This is a genomic window from Streptomyces sp. NPDC055013, from assembly GCF_053608645.1.
This window is the reverse complement of sequence record NZ_JBSGVW010000008.1, coordinates 260,129-278,910: the sequence shown is the minus strand read 5'-3', so window position 1 is coordinate 278,910 and position 18,782 is coordinate 260,129. Positions and strand designations below refer to the sequence as shown.

16 protein-coding genes are annotated in these 18,782 nt (G+C 68.9%); 8 read left to right on the top strand and 8 right to left on the bottom strand.

The features are described 5' to 3' along the window. The first annotated feature begins 350 nt into the window (after positions 1 to 350). The 3 genes from ACWGDB_RS13740 to ACWGDB_RS13730 all read left to right on the top strand — a co-directional run bounded on the left by ACWGDB_RS13740 (position 351) and on the right by ACWGDB_RS13730 (position 8,534). Positions 351 to 5,651, top strand: coding sequence for a sacsin N-terminal ATP-binding-like domain-containing protein (locus ACWGDB_RS13740; RefSeq protein ID WP_453822600.1), 5,301 nt, complete (start codon positions 351 to 353; stop codon positions 5,649 to 5,651). A 303-nt stretch (positions 5,652 to 5,954) separates the two neighbouring features. Further along, positions 5,955 to 6,893, top strand: coding sequence for a serine protein kinase RIO (locus ACWGDB_RS13735; RefSeq protein WP_453822599.1), 939 nt, complete (start codon positions 5,955 to 5,957; stop codon positions 6,891 to 6,893). A 372-nt stretch (positions 6,894 to 7,265) separates the two neighbouring features. Then, on the top strand, positions 7,266 to 8,534 hold the full coding sequence (locus ACWGDB_RS13730; protein ID WP_453822598.1) for a hypothetical protein: 1,269 nt from the start codon (positions 7,266 to 7,268) through the stop codon (positions 8,532 to 8,534). 254 nt (positions 8,535 to 8,788) lie between these two features. Here the strand turns inward: ACWGDB_RS13730 and ACWGDB_RS13725 are convergent, their stop codons facing one another. From ACWGDB_RS13725 to ACWGDB_RS13715, 3 genes are read right to left on the bottom strand one after another with little or no spacing between them, the layout of a single operon-like run. Then, a complete protein-coding gene (locus tag ACWGDB_RS13725) occupies positions 8,789 to 9,217 on the bottom strand; it encodes an esterase (protein ID WP_453822597.1) in 429 nt (142 codons plus the stop codon). Next, on the bottom strand, positions 9,214 to 9,438 hold the full coding sequence (locus ACWGDB_RS13720) for a hypothetical protein (protein ID WP_453822596.1): 225 nt from the start codon (positions 9,436 to 9,438) through the stop codon (positions 9,214 to 9,216). Before ACWGDB_RS13720 ends, ACWGDB_RS13725 begins: the two co-directional genes overlap by 4 nt. A gap of 36 nt (positions 9,439 to 9,474) precedes the next feature. Further along, the gene (locus ACWGDB_RS13715; RefSeq protein WP_453822595.1) at positions 9,475 to 9,747 is read right to left on the bottom strand and encodes a DUF317 domain-containing protein; all 273 of its coding nucleotides are present in this window, start codon (positions 9,745 to 9,747) and stop codon (positions 9,475 to 9,477) included. Between the two features lie 348 nt (positions 9,748 to 10,095). On the opposite strand from ACWGDB_RS13715, the gene ACWGDB_RS13710 reads away from it, so the two are divergent. The 3 genes from ACWGDB_RS13710 to ACWGDB_RS13700 all read left to right on the top strand — a co-directional run bounded on the left by ACWGDB_RS13710 (position 10,096) and on the right by ACWGDB_RS13700 (position 11,086). Then, complete coding sequence (locus ACWGDB_RS13710) at positions 10,096 to 10,230, top strand: hypothetical protein (protein WP_453822594.1); 135 nt, start codon at positions 10,096 to 10,098, stop codon at positions 10,228 to 10,230. 136 nt (positions 10,231 to 10,366) lie between these two features. Continuing rightward, positions 10,367 to 10,741 carry a hypothetical protein gene (locus ACWGDB_RS13705; RefSeq protein ID WP_453822593.1) on the top strand — a complete coding sequence of 125 codons (375 nt, stop codon included), beginning with the start codon at positions 10,367 to 10,369 and terminating at the stop codon, positions 10,739 to 10,741. Between the two features lie 45 nt (positions 10,742 to 10,786). Then, positions 10,787 to 11,086 carry a hypothetical protein gene (locus ACWGDB_RS13700; RefSeq protein ID WP_453822592.1) on the top strand — a complete coding sequence of 100 codons (300 nt, stop codon included), beginning with the start codon at positions 10,787 to 10,789 and terminating at the stop codon, positions 11,084 to 11,086. A gap of 21 nt (positions 11,087 to 11,107) precedes the next feature. On the opposite strand, the gene ACWGDB_RS13695 is transcribed toward ACWGDB_RS13700, so the two are convergent. The 5 genes from ACWGDB_RS13695 to ACWGDB_RS13675 all read right to left on the bottom strand — a co-directional run bounded on the left by ACWGDB_RS13695 (position 11,108) and on the right by ACWGDB_RS13675 (position 14,751). Further along, a complete protein-coding gene (locus ACWGDB_RS13695; RefSeq protein ID WP_453822591.1) occupies positions 11,108 to 11,962 on the bottom strand; it encodes a DUF317 domain-containing protein in 855 nt (284 codons plus the stop codon). 74 nt (positions 11,963 to 12,036) lie between these two features. Beyond that, on the bottom strand, positions 12,037 to 12,831 hold the full coding sequence (locus tag ACWGDB_RS13690) for a winged helix-turn-helix transcriptional regulator (RefSeq protein WP_453822590.1): 795 nt from the start codon (positions 12,829 to 12,831) through the stop codon (positions 12,037 to 12,039). Positions 12,832 to 12,861: 30 nt separating this feature from the next. Next, positions 12,862 to 13,347 carry a type II toxin-antitoxin system RelE family toxin gene (locus ACWGDB_RS13685; RefSeq protein ID WP_453822589.1) on the bottom strand — a complete coding sequence of 162 codons (486 nt, stop codon included), beginning with the start codon at positions 13,345 to 13,347 and terminating at the stop codon, positions 12,862 to 12,864. Then, positions 13,344 to 14,150, bottom strand: a complete 807-nt coding sequence (locus ACWGDB_RS13680; protein WP_453822588.1) for a hypothetical protein — start codon at positions 14,148 to 14,150, stop codon at positions 13,344 to 13,346. Before ACWGDB_RS13680 ends, ACWGDB_RS13685 begins: the two co-directional genes overlap by 4 nt. 1 nt (position 14,151) lies before the next feature. Then, on the bottom strand, positions 14,152 to 14,751 hold the full coding sequence (locus ACWGDB_RS13675; protein WP_453822587.1) for a DUF4913 domain-containing protein: 600 nt from the start codon (positions 14,749 to 14,751) through the stop codon (positions 14,152 to 14,154). A 794-nt stretch (positions 14,752 to 15,545) separates the two neighbouring features. Between ACWGDB_RS13675 and ACWGDB_RS13670 the strand changes: the two genes are divergently transcribed. Together ACWGDB_RS13670 and ACWGDB_RS13665 are read left to right on the top strand one after the other, a co-directional pair. Next, complete coding sequence (locus tag ACWGDB_RS13670; RefSeq protein ID WP_453822586.1) at positions 15,546 to 16,679, top strand: tyrosine-type recombinase/integrase; 1,134 nt, start codon at positions 15,546 to 15,548, stop codon at positions 16,677 to 16,679. Further along, on the top strand, positions 16,676 to 18,763 hold the full coding sequence (locus tag ACWGDB_RS13665) for a tyrosine-type recombinase/integrase (protein ID WP_453822585.1): 2,088 nt from the start codon (positions 16,676 to 16,678) through the stop codon (positions 18,761 to 18,763). Before ACWGDB_RS13670 ends, ACWGDB_RS13665 begins: the two co-directional genes overlap by 4 nt. Positions 18,764 to 18,782 lie beyond the last annotated feature (19 nt).

Genomic DNA, 18,782 nt, shown 5'->3' with positions numbered 1-18,782 from the left:
CCTCCGTCCGGTGAAGATTCGACACCTCCACCACACACGGGGGCCTTCGCCACGATCAAGACCGCGCCGCGTTAACAACGCTCGTGATCAATACACCTAGCACCCGCCTCTGACAATTCGGCCTGTCGAAGAGCTTCTTTCGGGCGTCCCGCCGTTCACCACATCTGAGGGTGCCCGGGCGTCGCATGGGACCGAGCGGGCCCCACCCCCTCTCGCACGGCATGTGAGCTTTCAAGGAATTGGCCGGAAAACGTGGCTGGTGTCCTCTTCCGGACACACTGATGAGCACGATTCCCGGCAGGCACGCACAGGCATGCCGGTTCAGCGAGGGGGGAACGGCCATCACACCGATGAGGGACAGCGGATCAGGGGCGGGGTTCGGGGACGCGATCACCGCCCTGACACGCCGGCGGATCGAGATTTTCGACGGAGCGGGAGAAGACTGGCGCTTCGCCGAGAGCCTGAAGTCCGTCAGCGAGGACACAGCCCAGGAGTACGAGGGCCGCACGATCCTGGAGCTCATCCAGAACGGACACGATGCCCTGGCCGCGGGGGGCACCGGCAGGATCGCAGTGCTGGCAACGCGCCACGAGGACGGCGGCGGTGTCCTGTACGTCGCCAACGAAGGCACCGGATTCACCGTGGAGAACTTCAAGGCCATCACCGAACTGGCCCTCTCCAGCAAGGAAGCCGGTGAGGGCATCGGTAACAAGGGGCTCGGCTTCCGCAGTGTGCTCCAGCTGACCGACTGGCCGGAGATCTACTCCAAGGCGTCGCCCGCCTCCGACTCGTTCGACGGCTACTGCTTCCGTTTCGCCCGACCGGACGACATCCACGCCGTCGTTGACGACCCGGCCCTCGCCGCCCGGGTGATCAAGGACGTCTCCCCGCTGGCACTGCCGGTGCCCGCCGAGGCCGCTGACCCCGTGCTCAAGGAACTCGCCGCGGACGGCTACGCGACCGTCGTACGACTGCCGCTGCGCAACGACCACGCCTGGAGCCTCGTCGTGGCGCAGGCCGAGAACGTGGTGGACGACGAGGCGCCCCTGCTGCTCTTCCTCGACCGCGTACGGGAACTGGTCGTGGAGATCCGCGACGGGGCCGAGGACGGCACACGACATGTGCTGTCACGTGCCCAACGCCCCTGCGACCTGGTCGCGTCCCGGACCGCGGACTGGATCAGCGAGGTCGACCTCGGTGACGCCGGGCGGTATCTGCTGGCACGGCGGACCCTGGACGCCGAGGCGCTGCGCGTGGCGATCGAGCGCAGCGTCGACGTCCATGGGATCGACGCGAAATGGCTGGACTGGCAGGGCGAGGCGTGGGTAGGTGTTGCGCTCCGACTGGACCGGCCGCTGTCGCGGAACGGCCGGACGTACACCTTCATCCCGATGTCGGAGGCGTCCTCCGCGCCGTTCCCGGGCCACGCCCACGCGCCGTTCTTCACCAAGCTCGCCCGGCTCGACATCAGCGAGGCGGTGGCCCTCAACGATCTGCTGCTCGACCAACTGGCAGTTCTCTGCGTGGAATCGGCCAGACGCCTGCGTACCGAGACCCCGCACGCCCGTGCCGGGGACCTCGTCCTCGACCTCATGTGCTGGGACGCCCCGGCCCGCCTCGGCAAGGCGGTGGACGGGCGGCTCGCCGTCGAGCCGTTCCTCCCTCTGGAGGGCAGGGAGTCCTGGGGCACCCTGCGGGACACCTACGCCTGGCCGGACGGCCGACGCCCCTGGCGCGTCCTCACCGCCGGGGCGCTCGCCCGGGCCGGAGCCCATCTGCTGGCCGCCTCCGCAGGCCAGGTCCGGCACGCCCGTGCCGACCGGCTGGCCAAGGCGGTCGTCTCCCGGGCCCTCCGTCCTCCGCTGGTCAGGACCGCTGACTGGGCCGAGGCGGTGGCCGAGGAGATCCGGGCAGAAGGTAGCGAGACGCCGAGCCCGCGCTGGGCGGACTTTTACAACGACCTGGCCCAGGCCTTCACCGGCCAGCACACCGCGCTGCGGGGGCGGCGGATCGTCCTCGACCAGGACGGCGGCCTGCGGCCTGCGCTCGGCGGTGCGGCGGAGCAGGGAAAGAAGGGGCAGAAGGAAGGCACCGTCTTCTTCCACCCCGGGGACGAGCACGACGACGTCGGCACCCGCGTCCCCGGCGACCTCAAGGCGCTGCGCCGCCGTATCGCCTTCACCCACCCCGACATCACCTGGGAGAGCCCCGGACGGGACTTCCTGCTGCGGGGCGGGCTGGTCCGCTCCTACCAGCTGGACCAGGTCCTCGACGCGCTGCACGACCTGCTCGGGGCACGGCCCTCGGAGGCCCTCAGCCGCGACGCCCTCACCTTCGCCCTGCGGCAGTTCCCGGCGCTCACGCCGGGGCAGCGCGACCGGCTGTCGCGGATCGCCTTCCGGGTGCCGCTCGCCGACGGCGGCTGGGCGAGGGCGGCACGCTGCTCCTACTCACCGGGCTGGGGCACCGAAGGCGCGCAGCGGCTGGAGAGATTCCTCAAAGCGGGCGGTTCCCGGATCCCCGAGCTGGCGGACCAGCGGCGCCACTGGATCAGCGGCCCCGACGACTGGCCCGCGCCGGTCCGGGACCGGCAGGCGTACCTCGAATTCCTCACGGCCATCGGCGTGGTCGACGGACTGCGACTGTCCGTTGTCGGGGACCGCCTGGGAGCCCAGCAGGGGAACGATCTGGCACCCCGTGGCCTGGCCCAGCGGTTCGGCCTCGGCGACGCCCTGGGGCCTGTATGGACGGCGGATGTACGGTCCCGGTGGACCAAGTTCGCCCACCCGTGGACGCCCTACGCGTTCCAGCGGCCACTGGCCCATCTCCCGGGAGCGACCGAGGTGGCGGACCTCGGCCCCACCACACGGCGGGAGTTCGCCGAGCTACTCATCCTGGGGTTCCGCACCTGGGGCGACGAGGTCTTCGACGTCACCGTGTACAGGCCCGAGCACCCGCACAAGAGGGACGAGCATTCCTGGCCCACACCGTTCGCGTCCTTCCTCCGCAGCACGCCCTGGCTTCCGGTGGAGGACGCCGAGTCGGACGGCCCGGCTTTCGTCACCCCCGGCGAGGCGTGGTTTAGCACCGACGGGGAACTGCCCGGCTTCGTCCCCTCTTTGCCGCTGCAGACCCGGCGGCTGCTCGCCGACAAGGCCGCGGCCGCGAGGCTCCGCGGGTGCGGGCTGCGGAGCTGGGAGGACCCTCGGCACGCCGGAGCGGCCGTCAAGCACCTCGCCGAGATCCTCCACCGGGGAGACGTGCCGACGCACCTCAGCGTCCCCTTCAAGAAGCACTACGGGCGGGCGTGGTCGCACCTCGCGCAGAACACGCGCTGGCCGTGGCTCACCGGCGAGGAGGTACGGCTCGTGGTCAGTCGCGGCAACATCCTCGGGACCTTCGTTCCGACGGCCGAGGACGCGCTCGTGCACGTCTGCGACGAGCAGGCGCCGCTGAAGGAGGCACTCGTCGAACTGGCGGGCCATCCCGTCCTGGTCGCCGGACCGGAGAGCGGGGACGCCATCGTGGAGATGGCCGACGCGCACGGCATCCGCACCCTGCGCACGTCGGCGACCGATGTGCAGGTCCGCGACCGCGACGGCGGACCGATCACTCCGACCGGACACGCCGACACCCTCATCGACGGCAGGGAATGGCTCGTCACTGTGGTGGCTTTGGCCGTGGAACTGAAGTCCGGGTCGTTCCTGCGCCGCAGCGAGCGCGGTGTGCGGGCCCTGCTGGAGCGGCTGCGCACCGTGCGCGTCGTCCGGGCCGACGCTGTGGAGGTCGTCATCTCGGGCGTGCTCACCGAACCACCGCCCACCACCCGCGCGCTGCCGCTGCCGGACGCCAACCATCCCACGGTCGTCGTCTGGCGCAGCGAGGAGGGCTGGGACGAACTGCAGGCGTGCACGTCCGCGCTCGCCCAACTGCTGGGCAGGCCGGGGCTGCAGGACGCGCTGGAGCTGGTCCTGGTCAAGCTGGAACGGCAGCTCGACACCCATGATCCTGAAAGGATCGACGACCGCACCCTGGCGATGGCACTGGACACGACCGAGGCCAAGGTCGCCGAGATCAGACGCAATCTCACAGGAGACGTGCACGACACGGTACGGCTGCTGCGCCCGGCCCTGTGCTGTCTCCTCGGCCCCGCATGGGACGAGGAGAGCGCGCGGGCGCTCGACCGCGCGGCAGGCGAGGACGAACTCGTCCAGATCGTCGGCCGGTACACCGTCTCGCTGCCCGTGCCGGCCGCCGAACTCGTCGCCCTCGCCCGCTCCTGCACCACACCGGCCGAACTCCGCAACGAACTGGGCTTGGACTTCCAGCGGTTCAACGAGGCGCTCAACACGCTCGGCCCCGGCTACGCCCCCTACTCCCACCCCGATCTCCACGAGCAGGCCTTCGGCGACTTCGTACGCGGCCACGCCGGCACCCTGGTGGACCGGCTGCGGGAACGGTACGTGGTGGCGGCCCGCGACGGCGCGGACCTCTCCGCGTACGCCGGGGCCCGTCGACTCCACGACCTGCTGCCGGACCCCGACTGGCTGCCCCGGTTCGTCACCCCGCCCGAGAATGAGATGCGGGTCAGAGCACAGGCCTGGCTGCGCTCGCACGGCGCCGACGACGATCTCGGCCGAACCACCGATCTCCCGCCCGTCGACCGGCTCCGCGAACTCAACACCGCCGCACTGGACCCCCTGGTTCCGGCGCTGGCCCGGCTCGTGTCCGCCTGGTGCCGCCGACACGGAGCGCCCGTGCCGGCCGGCTGGCAGGGCGCGCCCCTGCTGGAGGCGCGGACCTTCCTCGACGGCTCCGGCCTGAGCGATCTCATCGAGCTGAGCGAGGAACAACTGCTCGACGTGGTGCGGCGCGGTGTGGGCTGGCCGACCGGCATGCCGCTCACCACCGACGCGGGGCTCCTCGGCCTCACCCCCGCCGACCTGGCGCCCCGGACCGGACCGGCGCAGGGCACCGCCGGATCACGCGGGGCGCGCCTGGCCACGATCATGATCGGCGAGAAGGAGGTCGCCGTCGGACGAGACCACTTCTCCGCCATCGCGGACCTAGCCTCCAGAACCGTCGACGAGGCCTTCCTCGCCCAGTCCGGCAAGGTACGCCTGGACACGGTCGCGCCGGTGCCCCAGCCCAGGCGGGGCGGGAGTTCCGGCACGTCGCGGGTGGTCGTGGCCCGTCTGCACCAGGTGAGTGAGGACCAGCGGTCGGCCATCGGTCTGGTAGGGGAGGTCGTGGCACGGGCCTGGCTCCAGCGCCATTACCCCGAGGTGCGCTGGCGGTCGGGGTACGCCGCCGTCATCAACGGCGACCGGGAGGCATCGGACAGCCTGGGGTACGACTTCGAGGTCGCGTGGCGTGACACCACACGGCTGTACGAGGTGAAGGCGCTGAGCGAACCTGTGGGCAGTCGAGTGGAGTTCGAGCTCGGGCCGTCCGAGGTGGATGCCGCGCGCACCCACGCGCGTGGCGGTCGGTACCGGATCCTGCTGATCACCGCTGCTCTGGACCCGGAGCACCGTAAGGTGTTCGAGCTGCCCAACCCGTTCTCGGCGGCCGGTCGCGAGCGGTTCCGGATCGTGGGCAAGGGGCTGCGCTATCAGTGCTCGCCGCTGCGGAACAGCCGACGGCCGTGAGCTGAAGCGCACGATGTCCCGAGTGCCGGGGAGCGGCCGGTCCCGCGGCGGGTTGTTGTGGCGTCAGCCCAAGCAGGGCGGGACGAGCCCGGTACGGAGGATCACTCCGGAAACCTACGGCACCGCTGGGCCCCTCGTCGCGGGCCCACTTTATTCGGTTGCCGCTCCCCGTGTCCGCCCTCACCATGGGCGAGACACCGGGAGCTGCCCGGTGCTTCACGAGAGGAGGCACGACCGTGACTACGACTGTCCTCGGCCTGCCCGCAGACCGACTCCCTCTCGCCTCATGGAGCACCTCCACCGATGTCTCGCGACGATCTCTCGCAGCACCCTCAGCACCCGGCATTTCCTGACGACTTCATCACCGACCCCTACCGCTACGTCCCGCAGCCGGACGACCTGGGCGACGTCGACGACCGGTTCGTCTTCGACTTCCGTTCCTACGACGACCTCGAGGACGGCCAGCGCTGGTCGACCTGGCTCAGCGTCGAACCCCTCTGCCGAGGCCCCGAGCCGCTACCGGACTGGGTGGTGACCTCGCAGGGCGCGATCGACACCGAGCTCGGCGTCCTCAAGACCGGCAAGGAGGCCGACGTCCACCTCGTCGAGCGCGCCGACCCGCTTGACCCCGCCGCCGGCGTGGTCATGGCGGCCAAGCGGTACCGCTCTCCCGAGCACCGGACCTTCCACCGCTCCGCGTCCTACACCGAGGGCCGCTCGATGAAGCGCTCACGTGACGAGCGGGCCCTCAAGCGGAAGAGCACCTTCGGCCGGCAGGTCGCGGCCGGCGAGTGGGCAGTGTCCGAGTGGGATGCGCTGGTGCGGCTCTGGAACCTCGGGCTGCCAGTTCCCTACCCCGTCCAGATCGACGGCACCGAGATCCTGATGGAGTGGATCACCGTCGTCGACGAGGACGGCGCCGACGCGACCGCGCCCCGGCTCGCCCAGACTCGGCCCTCCCCCGACCTGCTGGCGGCGTACTTCGAGCAGCTCACCGATGCGCTCGCGACGATGGTGCAGAGCGGCCTCGTGCACGGCGACCTCTCGGCGTACAACATCCCGGCGGCGGGCGAGCGGCTGGTCATCATCGACCTGCCACAGATCGTCGACCTGGTCGGCAACCTCAACGGGATGACCTTCCTCCAGCGGGACTGCGCCAACATCTGCGGCTGGTTCCGCTCGCGGGGCCTCGAGGTCGACGAGCACACGCTGTTCGCGGAGCTGATGGCGCACGCCTTCTGAACCGGGCGGGCTAGTGCTTTTGACCGATTAGGTTCACCGGCTTGGTCAGGCTGCGGCAGCGGAGAGGGCGTCCACCCCAACGGATGCCCTTCTCGCTCACGCCACGTTGCGTTGCAGGGGGCACCATTTCGCGCCCCTCCAGTGGCCGCCCGTGGGGGATACGCGAACCCGCCCGGCCGGTGTTTGCGCAGGTCAGCGAGTGCCCCTCCGAAAGCTCAAGATCTTCGGGGGAATTCGGGCGGGGAGAGAGCACCAACCACAGGGGTGTGGCGGTGCGTGAGGTGGCGATGCTGATTCGTTTGCCCGAAATATGTCGGGACCCAGCCCTACAATCGGCCGGGGTGTCGAGTCCGGTCGAGGGGGCTGCACGAAGTGTCGCTGAGCGATGAGTCCGAAGAGATCGTCGTCTGTGTGGCGGAGGATAGAGCCGTCGTGATCGGTGCCCCCTCTGAGACGAAGCGTTCACCTTGGGGGCGCTGGGTTGCTGACCTCACCTCCGGCGAATGGGCGGCTCTCGTGCGGACACTGGACCCTGGTGTCCGGTCCTTCATTGAGTCTCAGCGTCTGACCGCCCGTCTGGTCGAACTCGACCAGACCTCTCGCGAGGTGATGAGGGCCGGCAAGGTGATCACCGAGGGAGGGGGCTGGATCCAGAGCGCTATCCGTAACGACCGAGGCCGAGTGACGCGTCTGATGCGTATCCGTCCCGCCACGGGTGTCGCCGCCATGTCGGGTGGGGCCGCCGTTCTGGGTGCGATCGCGACTCAAGCTCAGACGGCCGAGATGGCCCGGGATATCAAGGCCATCCGGCAGGGGCTGGACGAGATCCACGAGCACTTGCGGACCGACCAGACCGGTGCTGTCGAGAATGTCGTCGAGCAGGTGGAGGATCTGGTCGCGCGGCTGCGTGCTCACGGCGAGCGTGGCGTCGAGGCGAGCGATTTCTCGGTCACGAGGAACAGCCTGGGTGATGCGAGGCACAAGTGCCTGCGCCATCTTCAGGATGCGGTCACGAGGTTGGAGAACGCCGAGCAGAAGTCCCCACGTAAGGCGGAGAAGAGCCTGAGTAAGGAGGCGGTGGAAGAGGCGATCCTGTACCTCGACCTGATGGCGAAGTGCTACGCGGCTACGGTCCAGTTCGGACTCGCCGAGATCGCCTTCGAATTTCATAAGAAGAAGCCCGATGTTGCCAGGACCCTGGCCGAGCGCATCACTCAGTCCACCGCCGAGCTCCGTGCTGAGGTCGAAGACGTCCATGGCCGGCTCGGCCAGCTTGACGAGAGCATCCGTGCCCAGTTCCGGCCCGCGTCGAAGAACGTGAGCTTGCCGTCTTCGGCGGTAGACACAGTAATCGCGGCAACTGCTTCGGCCACCGCGAAAGCGCTGGCAGGAAAGTCCGTGACCCTAGGTCGACTTCGTGGAACCTCGATCTCGCTCCCCGCGACTTCTATCGCCGTTGCTGCTGGCGCACTGCTCCTCGGCGACGCCGTGGCTCAGTCCCGTGCTGTGAAGAAGCTGGACGAACGCCTGGGACAGCTCGCGGAAGCCAGTGGCAGAAGCTCCCAAACCCTCCACCAGGCGGCACCGAGCCTTGAGGTGCTCCGAACCCTGACCGAAGAGCTTGCCGGACCCGACAGGTGAGTTCACTGGACTAGGCGGCTTCGGCCTGCAGCAAGAGGCGGAAGCACGGGCCTGTTCCACGGCTGCGCAACTCCGCGGTCCGCCTAATGCGGTTCGTGACGCGGCCTTGTAACTTCCGTACGTACTACAGGCAGTGCTAGCCCACTCAGGACAAGAAGGCACTCGGCGGTCCGAGACAGTACTGCGATGTCCCAACGCCACCAGGGCTGCCCCAGCCCTGGGGCAGCCCTCGGAAGCTCGCGGCGCACGGATCGTCAGCGGGTCGCCAGGCGGTTGGCGAGGTGCAGCGCGTCGGTGGCGACGGACAGCGCGGTGTGAAGCCCAATGACTTCGTGAAGGGTGGGGTGTACGACGGCGGTCCAGTCGCCGTGGAGGTCCGGCCAGCTGGCGAGGAGGACCTCCGCCGAGGCTAGACGGAGGTGAGCGGTCACATCCATTCCGTCTCCGAGGCTGGGCTCCCAGCTGAGCAGGATGGAGCCGGGATGGAGACGCTCGGGCCCCACGTCCTTTATCCACACCGTGCGGATCGGCTGGGTGGGATGAGGAGGCACGCAGCGCAGGAGTGCGCCGCGCACCGACGGCGGCATGGGGTGATGGACCAGGTCACTGAGGAGCAGGTGCTGCGAGGAGTCGGAGGGGTTGATCGGCGGAGCAGCGGGACGTGTACGCGAGCGGCACGTCATACGTCGGCCCAGTCCAGCTGGTTGCGGACGGCGGGAGGCAGTACGCCCTCCTGGCCGTTTTCAGCGATGTATACGGCTCCGTTCGATCCGGTGATCTCCACGATGCGGCCGATGCGGTGGGCGTAGGGCCAGTCGGGGTTGATGGCGAGGCACACGGGCAGGTCGGGGTCGAAGGTCTGGAGCTGATGAACCAGTTGGCCGACGGTGATCTCGTAGGGCAAGACAGTCTCCTGGGCGATGAGAGTGCGGAGCGGGTGTCACACGCAGGTGCAGTAACGGGTGGGGAGGGCGATCAGAGCGGCGAGGAATCCGGCGACGGCTTGTGCCGGGGTATCCGGTCCGAAGGTCTGGCGCCAGGCCCCAATGCCGTCGCTGTCCGTGACGTGGATGTGCCACAGCTCACCGCGTGCTGCCTCCCGGCTTTCGGGGAGGAAACCCACGTACACGCGTCGGTCGGGGCTGGAGCAGTGGACGTTGCAGTCCAGGTCGGTGACGACGTCCCATCCCTGGTCCTTGAGAAGGTCGGTCACGGGTCGGGCGCAGTGGCATTCGAGAAGCCACTCACGCTCGCCGAGGGCGGGCGGAGGAGGTTCTGCGAGAGGCCGGAGCGTGGTTGTGGCGGTGAGCGTCACGGACAGAGAACCCTTCGTTGACCTGGGGTTTTTCCGGGCTCCCGTACGTTGACATGGTCTTGGGCGGTGTCTCCAGTCGTCGCCCGCGGTGTGCGTCTGCCGTGGGCGAACTGGGCGCGGATGCGACGGGTGATGTCCGACTAGGGCGGAATGAATCGGCCATTCCGGCAGCTGTTGCAGGGGCGGCCGTTCGCCAGGCCGGGGCGGAAGCAAGGGAGGGCTGGCTTGGGCAGCGAGGAAGCTCACATGCGTGATGAGGCCGCCGACGATGTCGAGGCGGCGGCGTTGGGCCGATCCCGGATGGCTGACGGGCGGCGGATCGTGCTCAGCGTCGAGGAGTTGGCGCGGCTGGTGGACGCCGAGGCTGACGTATCGGTGTGAGGGGGTGGGTACGCGTGGCCTCTCGAGGAAGGGGCCGACGTCAGGGTGAGCCGCGGCCGCTGGACCGAAGCCTTATCGACTCCTCAATGCACGTTCCCACCGCCTCATCCGTGGTGTCGCGGCATGCTGCACAGTTATGGAACAGGTGGTCACGATGGCAGCGGCAGTTCTTGCAGCTGCAACTAGCGTGTACACAGCGGCCCTTCAACGGCGCTCCCTTCGTGAGAGTGTCGCCGCACAGTCCGAGGCCGCACGGCGCGAGAGAGCTCGCGAGATACGGCATGCGGCCTACGAGACATTCCTTCACGCAGTGGACGAGGTGGATGATGCGGCGGAGCACCTCTACGAGGAGGACGACGGGCAGGCCTTTCGCTCTGCCGTGCTCAAACTCAAGAAGGTGTCGGCGAGCATTGAGTTGGCCGGCCCTCCGGAAATGGTCCGCTATGCCGACGAGGTGAATGAGTCCTGCGGTGGCACATACGGAATGAGCGCTGCTGATGCTCCTCAGTAACGGGCCTGGCGACGCCTTCGCGAACTCCGCAACAGTGAGACGCACTTGGTAAACGGCTCGTCAGGCCATGCGACAACTGCTGAGGCCGCTCTTGTCGCCCTCATCCAGGCAGCAGAAGGTGACGACGACACCGTCACGCTCAACGCACGAACCAATGCAGCCGCCGCCCTCAACGAGTTGGATGGGTTGACCTTCGAGGACAAGGAGGAGTTGCTTCTCGATGCGATGAATCCCGATCGCCGGAACTTGATCCAAGACCGGGAACAACTGCGTGCGCGGCTTGCAATAGCTCGGTCCCGCTTCTACGAAGCCGCACGACCTTACCTCGGCACTCACGACGGCTGACGTCATACCGGAAGGAGAGCGTTAGCGCTGCCGTCGGGACCTGGTGCGTGCGGGGAGTGCATTCGGTGCGGCCGGGCCTGGTGGTACGGACATCGCCAGGCTGTTCGCGCTGCGGGCGAGTGCCGCTGTGGCCCGCGGGCAGGGATCGGCCGTCTCCACGCGGATAACTGAGACGAGTGAGCGGTGGCGGTCGGGGATGTGGTCCAGGGCGCGCGGTACGGGGGCGGGGTCCGTGAACGCGGCGGTGGAGGCCGCAATGAGGTGCTGCGGGGTGTATCGGCTGAAGAACGCCTGCCAGCTCGGTGAGTACACGGGGTCGGTGCCGGCGGACATGCGCCACGTCGACTTCTCGGGCGTGAGCAGCTCGTCGTACTCGTGGAGCCAGCCGACGCGCATCTGGTAGGCGGCGTGGCCGTCGGGGGAGATCGTGCGGAACGGTCGGGAGCCGTGCACCGGCTCCCATCGGTGCCGCGCGGTCAAGGAGGCGGGGCTGATGCCCGTGTAGTGCCGGCCGCCGCTGAGGTAGTCGGCGAAGTTGTTGTGCAGTCCGTCGACGAGGGTCTTGGTGAACGCGGCCACGATCTCGTGGGGCGTGTTGCGGTCGAACGTGGTGATCCAGTCGGGGACGCCGAGTGGGTCCTCGGCGTAGGAGATGGTCCACCCGCCGTAGAAGCTCTCCACGGCGTTGGCGACGCGAACGCGCTGGCACGGACTGGTGTAGTAGGTGTCGGTACCGAAGGCGATGGCCTTGGTCCAACCGGACGCGAGGTCGAGGATGTTGAAGATGCTGCGGCTGTCGCCAGGACCGGCGAGGTAGCCGGGGCTGACCAGGACATCCGAAATCGGGTCGGGGGCGAGGCGGTCGGGACTGGGCATGAGACGACCTTCGGGCGGCGGGGCACGGGCGGCTGAGCGGCTCGTGTTGGGGCATCTGGATGCGGGCACTTGAGTCACCTGGTTCGGGACGGGTGGGAGAGTGCGGTGACATACGCCGGGACGCGCGGCTGGGGGGCGGAGACGTGCGAGAACAGCTCGGAAGAAGCCGCAGAACTGCGGCGTACGGCCGCGCTCGCCCGTGCGGCCTGCTGAGCTGTCGCACCGTGCTGGTCCGGGTGAGCTGCTGCTGGGAGTGCCTTGCGGGCGAACTCGGCGAGTTCGGCGTACACGGGTGTGAGCCCGCGGGCTGCGGACGTCAGGGTGTACTCGGAGCCTCGGCCGGAGAAGGGGCTCGTGCGGGTGATGAGCCGGTCGGTCTGGAGCTGCGTGATGCGGTAGTGGAACGAGCCGGTGGCGAGCGTGGCTTCGTTTCGCAGTGCGCCGTTGGGAAGGGGGCCGTACTGCGCGAGGGCATGGAGGAGGGGGATCGCGCCTTTCCCACGCAACCGGCCGAGTGCGTCTTCTACGCGTTCCGCCTCCGCGAGCGACGCCGCGTCGTCAGCGAGGTGGGTACGGTGCCAGGCCGAGAGCGCACGGTGGACGGACCGCGCATCGTGACCGAGCGGTGTGAGGTCGTACACCCCGAACTGAGGCCGGTCCAGGAGACCGCTCGTCTGCATGCGGCGCACGATCTGGGCCATGGCATGGACACCTATCCACGGGAGCGCGGAGTTGATGTCGGCAAGGCGCATGGGGCCGTGGTGCTGGATGGTCTGCAGGGTCCAGGTGGTCCAACGGGGTGAGAGGCGGGCGACGGCCTGGTCGACGAGTTCGGTGTGACGGGTGGGTGAGGGGGAGAGGCTGGGCACGGTGGGGTTCTCCGAAGGGTGGTAGCGCCGTCAGCGGGACCGCGCGGTGCGTTCCGACGTGGTGCGGTTCGTGGCAGTGGGCGTTGCCGCGGGCTGCTGGGTACCGGTGACCGATCGCCCGCTGCGGTGGCCAGGAGAGCGGGCCGTAGCGGCTTGGGCGCGCCGGTCGTGCAGGGACGCGATCGTGGCCGCCCGCTCGTGCTCCAGCCGAAGGGCCGCGGCGCGGTAGGCGGCATGATCCTGGCGCTCACCGACCGCGAGCAGGTAGATCTCCCGTTTGTGCTGGGAGGAGGCGGGAGCGTCCCGGTACTGGATGACCAGGCGCCAGCGGGTTTCCGGGTCGACGTAGACCTTGTGGCAGCCGGCCAGTTCCCGCTGGAGGGCGGCGCCGCGTTCGTTGTCGTGGACCAGGTGCTGCAGTTCGAGCAGGGCCAGATCGCGGATGTTCTCCGGGACGGCGCGCAGATCGGCCAGAGCCTCGGGATGGGCGGCGAAGGCGTACCGTGCCCGGCTCATCGCGTGCTCCTGCGGGAGCGCGTCGGAGCAGGTTCCACTGATCGCGGTGGGGAGACGGGCGCAGGAGCCACGGCGAGGCCCTTGCCGCCGATCGTGGAGCGAGCGCGGGTGGCTGCCGCCCGGCGGTCGAAGGCGCCCGGTGAGGCAGATGCCAGGGGGAGCGGTGAGTCCCGCTCCACGACCCACGTGTCCGCTTCCTCGGCGCTGGCGAAGACACCCTCCCGCACGGTGTAGGTGTGCATGTCTTTGGTCGTCTCTTCGAGGAAGAGCCGATACGGCGCATCCGCCGAGTCGGGGTGGCTGTCGTAGACGAGGGTGCGGACCTCGACGCCGACGTCGAAGGAGCACGGGTTATCGGTGTAGTGGTCGAGGACCTCGTACCGGTTGCCGGGGTTGGTCCGGAGCAGGTCCTCAAGCCGGGCCGTGACCGCGTCGGCCGGGCGGGGCCCGTGGTGGGGGGATCCCTCGGCGGCTTCCTGCGGGCAGCCCCGGCCGATCAGCCAGTGCTGCGCCAGCGGAACGACGGGGTGGCGCTCGGACGCGAAGTCGAATGTGCGCTGCTCGATGTCGCGGGTGATGTGCAGGGTGACGTACTCCGCCGTCCCGGGGATGTCCCAGATCGCGGACCGGTCATATAGCAGCAGGAAGCTGTCGCGGCCGTCGGCGCTGTGGTGTTCGGAGAAGGAGACGAACAGGTCGTCCGAGAGCGTGACGGAGGAGAAGTCGTCCTCGATCTGCGCGGTTGCGGCTTGGAAGCCGTCGAGTCGGTAGTCCGGCGCAGGGGGTCCGTACTCGTGGGCCATCTCAGACTCCGGCGGGCTCGGGCGAGGCCAGCAGCCGGTGGTGGGGGCGGGCCGCACTGGTGGTGCAGGCGCCGAATGGGCCGTCTGGCGTGCGGAGTTGGAGCACGGCCGGGTCGAGGTGGTCGCGGTGCCAGGTGGAGGGACCGGTGAGGCCGGCCTGGACGTCGGTGAGTTGCTGCCAGGCGAGCCAGAGGGCGTGCAGCCGGGCCACGGCCTCGGGGTGCTCCTGCCACTGCCGGCACCACGGGCGGCCGGTGGTGATCTCCCGTCCGTAGACCGGCAGGAGCAGGTTGTGCACCCAGTTGGTCAGCGCGGCCAGTTCTTCGGCGTACGCCTTGGCGCCGAGCGCCAGGATGAAGACGGAGGCCGGACCGTCGTCGGCATTGCCTTCGGCCGGTGCGGAGGCCGATGCCAGGCTTTCAGGGTGAACGGGATCGGCCGGTTCGCTGTCGTCCTGGGACGGCTGGTCGTCGGTGAGCCGGGCGAGCGTCTCGCCCTGCTTGCGGCTCTCGGCGACGAGCCGGGTGACCGTGGCGACGAGGTCGTCCAGGTCGTGGTCCGGTATGCGCACCGGCTCGCTCTCGTGGGCGGATTCGGACATGGCTACCCCTGGTGCAGGTTCTGGTGGGTGGGGTGTCGAGGTTCCGGAGAAACGGGGGTTTGGCCCGGCCGGGAAACGGGTGTAGAAGGCGCAGGTCAGCGCGGCGCGCGATGGCGGCATACGGTCCTGGGCGGGGCCAGGATCTGCAGGGCGCGGGCGGCCTGCTGGGGAACAACTCCGTTGCCCAGAGCGGTCAGTTGGGCGGGACGCCCCAGTCCGGGTGTGCCGGTCACCCAGCCGGGAGGGAGGCCTTGCATCCACTCCACGAACCGCGCACTGAGGCGGCCGGCGTCGTCGGTTGGCCGCGGTGCGGGACGGGTGGCGCGTTCCCAGCGGGTGATCGCGGCGGCGTACGGCCCCCAGATCTCGGACCGTCCAGCTGGTGCGCCGGATCCCCGAACAGCGGCGTTGCGTGCGTGCGCGGGGTACTGCTCGCAGCGCCCTTCCGCTGCCCTGTCGTTCGTGTGGGCGTGGCATCCGGGGTGGGACGCATGCGTGCTGCTGCCGAGGGAAGGGTCAAGTCCCCGTTGCCGTGACGCCGGTTGGGTGAGCCCTTGATGCCGTCCGAGGCCTTCGGGGTGGGCAGGAGCCACTCGACCTCGTCCGCCAGGTTCGGGCCGTGGCCGCCCTGCTTGCGTTTCGCCGGGTGCTGGCTGCCCCCGTTGGCGCCCAGGTTGCTGGTCGGGGTCTTGAGCAGCGGTGATCCGTCCGGAGGGCCAGGCGACGGTGTTATCTGGACGGTTCCCTCTTCTCGGTGACTGTGCGTATGGGTAGTTGGGCATATGGTTCCGGCCGTGCGTGTCGTGAATGTGGTGGATTCGGGACCTGGCAAGCCGCAGGTACGTCTGGTCGACGCGTCCGGCGAGCCGGTCCGTGAGGTTGATGAGTTCCTGCGGCTGCTGGCTGTTCGTGCGTACTCGCCGCACACGGTGCGGGCCTACGCCTATGACCTGCAGAAGCTGTTCCTGTTCTTGAGCGAAGTGGGGCTGAATGCACAGGAGTTCACGCCGGCCCGGGCGATGGACTTCCTGCAGTGGCTGCGGCTGGTCTCCTCCGCGCGGCGGGCTCAGCGCCTGGAGCTGGGCGTCGCCAATGCCGAGGGCCGGGTGCTGTCGGCGAAGACGTGCAACCGGGTCATGGCAGCGGTGTCCTCGTTCTACGAGTTCCTGATCGCCAGCGAGTGCTACTCCGGGCGGGACAACCCGATCGTCAAGGTCGTCGATCAGGCGGCTGCCCGGGTACCGGGACGGCATCGGCCTGCGCTGGACAACGCCGCTCGGCAGCAACCGGTCCGCCGGGTGCTGCGGGTCAAGACCGTCGAGGCAATGCCGCGACCCATGTCGGCCGAGGTCTATGCCGCGCTGCTGGGTGAGCTGCGTACCAGCCGTGACCGGGCCTTGCTGGAGGTGATGTGGGAAGGAGGTCTTCGCCCCGGCGAGGTGCTGGGGCTGCAGTTGGAGGACATCTCCTACGGCCGACGCCGACTTACGGTGCGCAAGCGTCCCGATCACCCGCGGGGAGTGCAGCAGAAGTCCCGGCGGGACCGGGTCGTCGACCTGCTGGAAGGACGGGCTCTGCCGGCGTTGAACGCGTACGTGATGCACGAGCGTCCCACGGACGTCGACAGCCCGTGGGTCTTTTTGGTGGGCGGGCGGGGCAAGCGCCGCGGCGAACCGCTCAGCTATGACGGGCTGGTGCGGATGTTCGCCCGGGCAGCGACGCGGGCCGATGTCCGTGACGCCTGGCTGACTCCGCACAGCCTGCGCCACACCCATGCCACCCGGATGTTCGAGGGCGGGATGCGCGAGCTGACGCTGATGACACGGCTGGGCCATGCGACGCCGGACTCCATGAAGATCTACACCCGGGTCAGCGACCCCGAGGTCATCAAGGACTACCGCCAGGTGATCGGAGAGGTGACGCAGTGAGCTCGATCGTCCCGCTGCGGGCCTCATCACCGGCCCCCGACCCGTGCACGCCGCATCACTGCCCGATGCGGGAGTACGCCGCGTTCATCGCCGGACTCGACGTCAGCGAACCCCGAAGGCGTCGGCACGCCTCCTCCCACCAGCGGTTCGTGCACACCTTTCCTGACTTGACGACCTGGTTCGCCCAGCCGCTGCGGCAGCGTCTGGGCTGGCGCAACGGGGAGGACCAAAGTCGCCGCACCCGCCCGGACGCCGACTTCGATGCGACCACCGGATGGATCAACTTCCAGGCCCGCCACTACGTGATCTACCTGGGCTTGACCGGCCGCCTGCGGCTGGACTGGGGATGGCTGCTGGGCATCGGTGTGCTCAAGCCGTTCCAGGTCGCCGATCAGATGGGACTGCCCTTTCGGAAACACGTCAACGACCTGCAGGAACGGTTGATCGCTCTGGGGCACGCCGACTCCCGAGAAGACTGGCGCCTGCCTTGGGCCCTGATCCGGCTGGTCCTGCACCGCGGCGATCCCGACATCTGCGCGATCACCGCCGACGACATCGAGGAGATGCGCCATGCCGTCCGGCACCTTCAGCGCGTCCCGGGCATGGACCAGGTCATCGCTCCCGACCGGTTGCTCACCGTTCAGGCCGCATGGGGCACCAACGCCTACCGAGCCGGGCTGGCGCTGTTCCACACAGGCGTCATCGGGCATCCGCCCCCACGGATGCCCGCCGCTCCGCGTCTGCTGCTGAGTTGCAAGCCGCGTATCAACGCGGTGATGGAACGCTTCCTGGCCGAACGGGCCCTGGTGCTGCGGCCGGAGAGCATGAGCAGCGCCCGCGGCGGTCTGCGGCGCTTCGGGCTGTGGCTCGACACCGAGCGACCGCACATCGACCGTCTCGACCAGCTGAACCGGGCCGACGCGGTCGCCTTCATGGAGAAGGTCAACCGGCTGCGGAAGATGAAGCACCCGGACGAGCCGCTGAGCCCGGCCTACCGGGCCGGCATCATCTCTACCCTCGCGGTGTTCTTCCGCCATGCCGCACTTGGCGAATGGGACGACGTCCCGACCCGACCGCTGATCACCGCTGCGGACATGCCTCGCCGCATCGAGAAAGTTCCCCGCTTCATCCCCGAGCACCAACTCGAACCGGTCATGGAACGCATCCGAGCCCTGCCCTGCCCGCTGCAGCGATGCGCGTTGCTGGTGGCCCGCTGGAGCGGCGCCCGCCGCACCGAGATCCGCAAGCTGCATCTGGACTGTCTGGATGCCTACCCCGACGGCTCTCCCCGGCTGCGGCTTGCGGCCGGCAAGGCCCTCAAGGAGCGCACCGTCCCCGTCCACGAGGAGGCGGCAGAAGCCATCCGCGCCCTTGCCCAGCTGCGGCACAGCCAGCACGACCGGGGTATCTACGATCCTGACCTCGGACAGCCAGTGCGCTACCTGTTCCTGCGCAACGGCTGCCTCGCCCACCCCGACTACCTGTTCGCCGACCCCCTTGGCCAGATCTGCACAGGGCTGGGGATCCTCAACGGTGAAGGCAAACCCGCGATCCACGCGCACCGCTTCCGGCACACCCTGGGCACCCAGCTCGCCGAGAAGGGCGCCCGCATGCAGACCATCATGAAGGTCCTCGGGCACAAAAGCCCTGGCATGTCGATGACCTACACCCACATCTCGGACCCCAGCGTCCTGGCCGACTACCAGTCCGTCCTTCAACCCGGCGCCGTCATCGCCGGGCCGCTCGCCGAAACCCTGCGCGCCGGCCAGATCGATCAAGACGCGCTGGACTGGCTGAAGACCAACTTCTACAAGACCGAACTTGAGCTGGGCCGTTGCCTGCGCCTGCCGCAGGAAGGTCCCTGCGAGTGCGACCTCTACCTGACCTGCGCGAAGTTCGTCACCACACCTCAGTACGCTCCTCGCCTGCGCGAACGTCTCTGCACCGAACGGGAATTGATCGCGGACGCCGAGGCCCGCGGCTGGGCACGCGAGATCGAACGACACCAGCGGATCGCCGACCGCATCTCCGGACTTCTCGACGACCTCGGTGAGCCATCGGGTGATGCCTACGAGAATCCGTGACCTGGGAACCCACTGGACC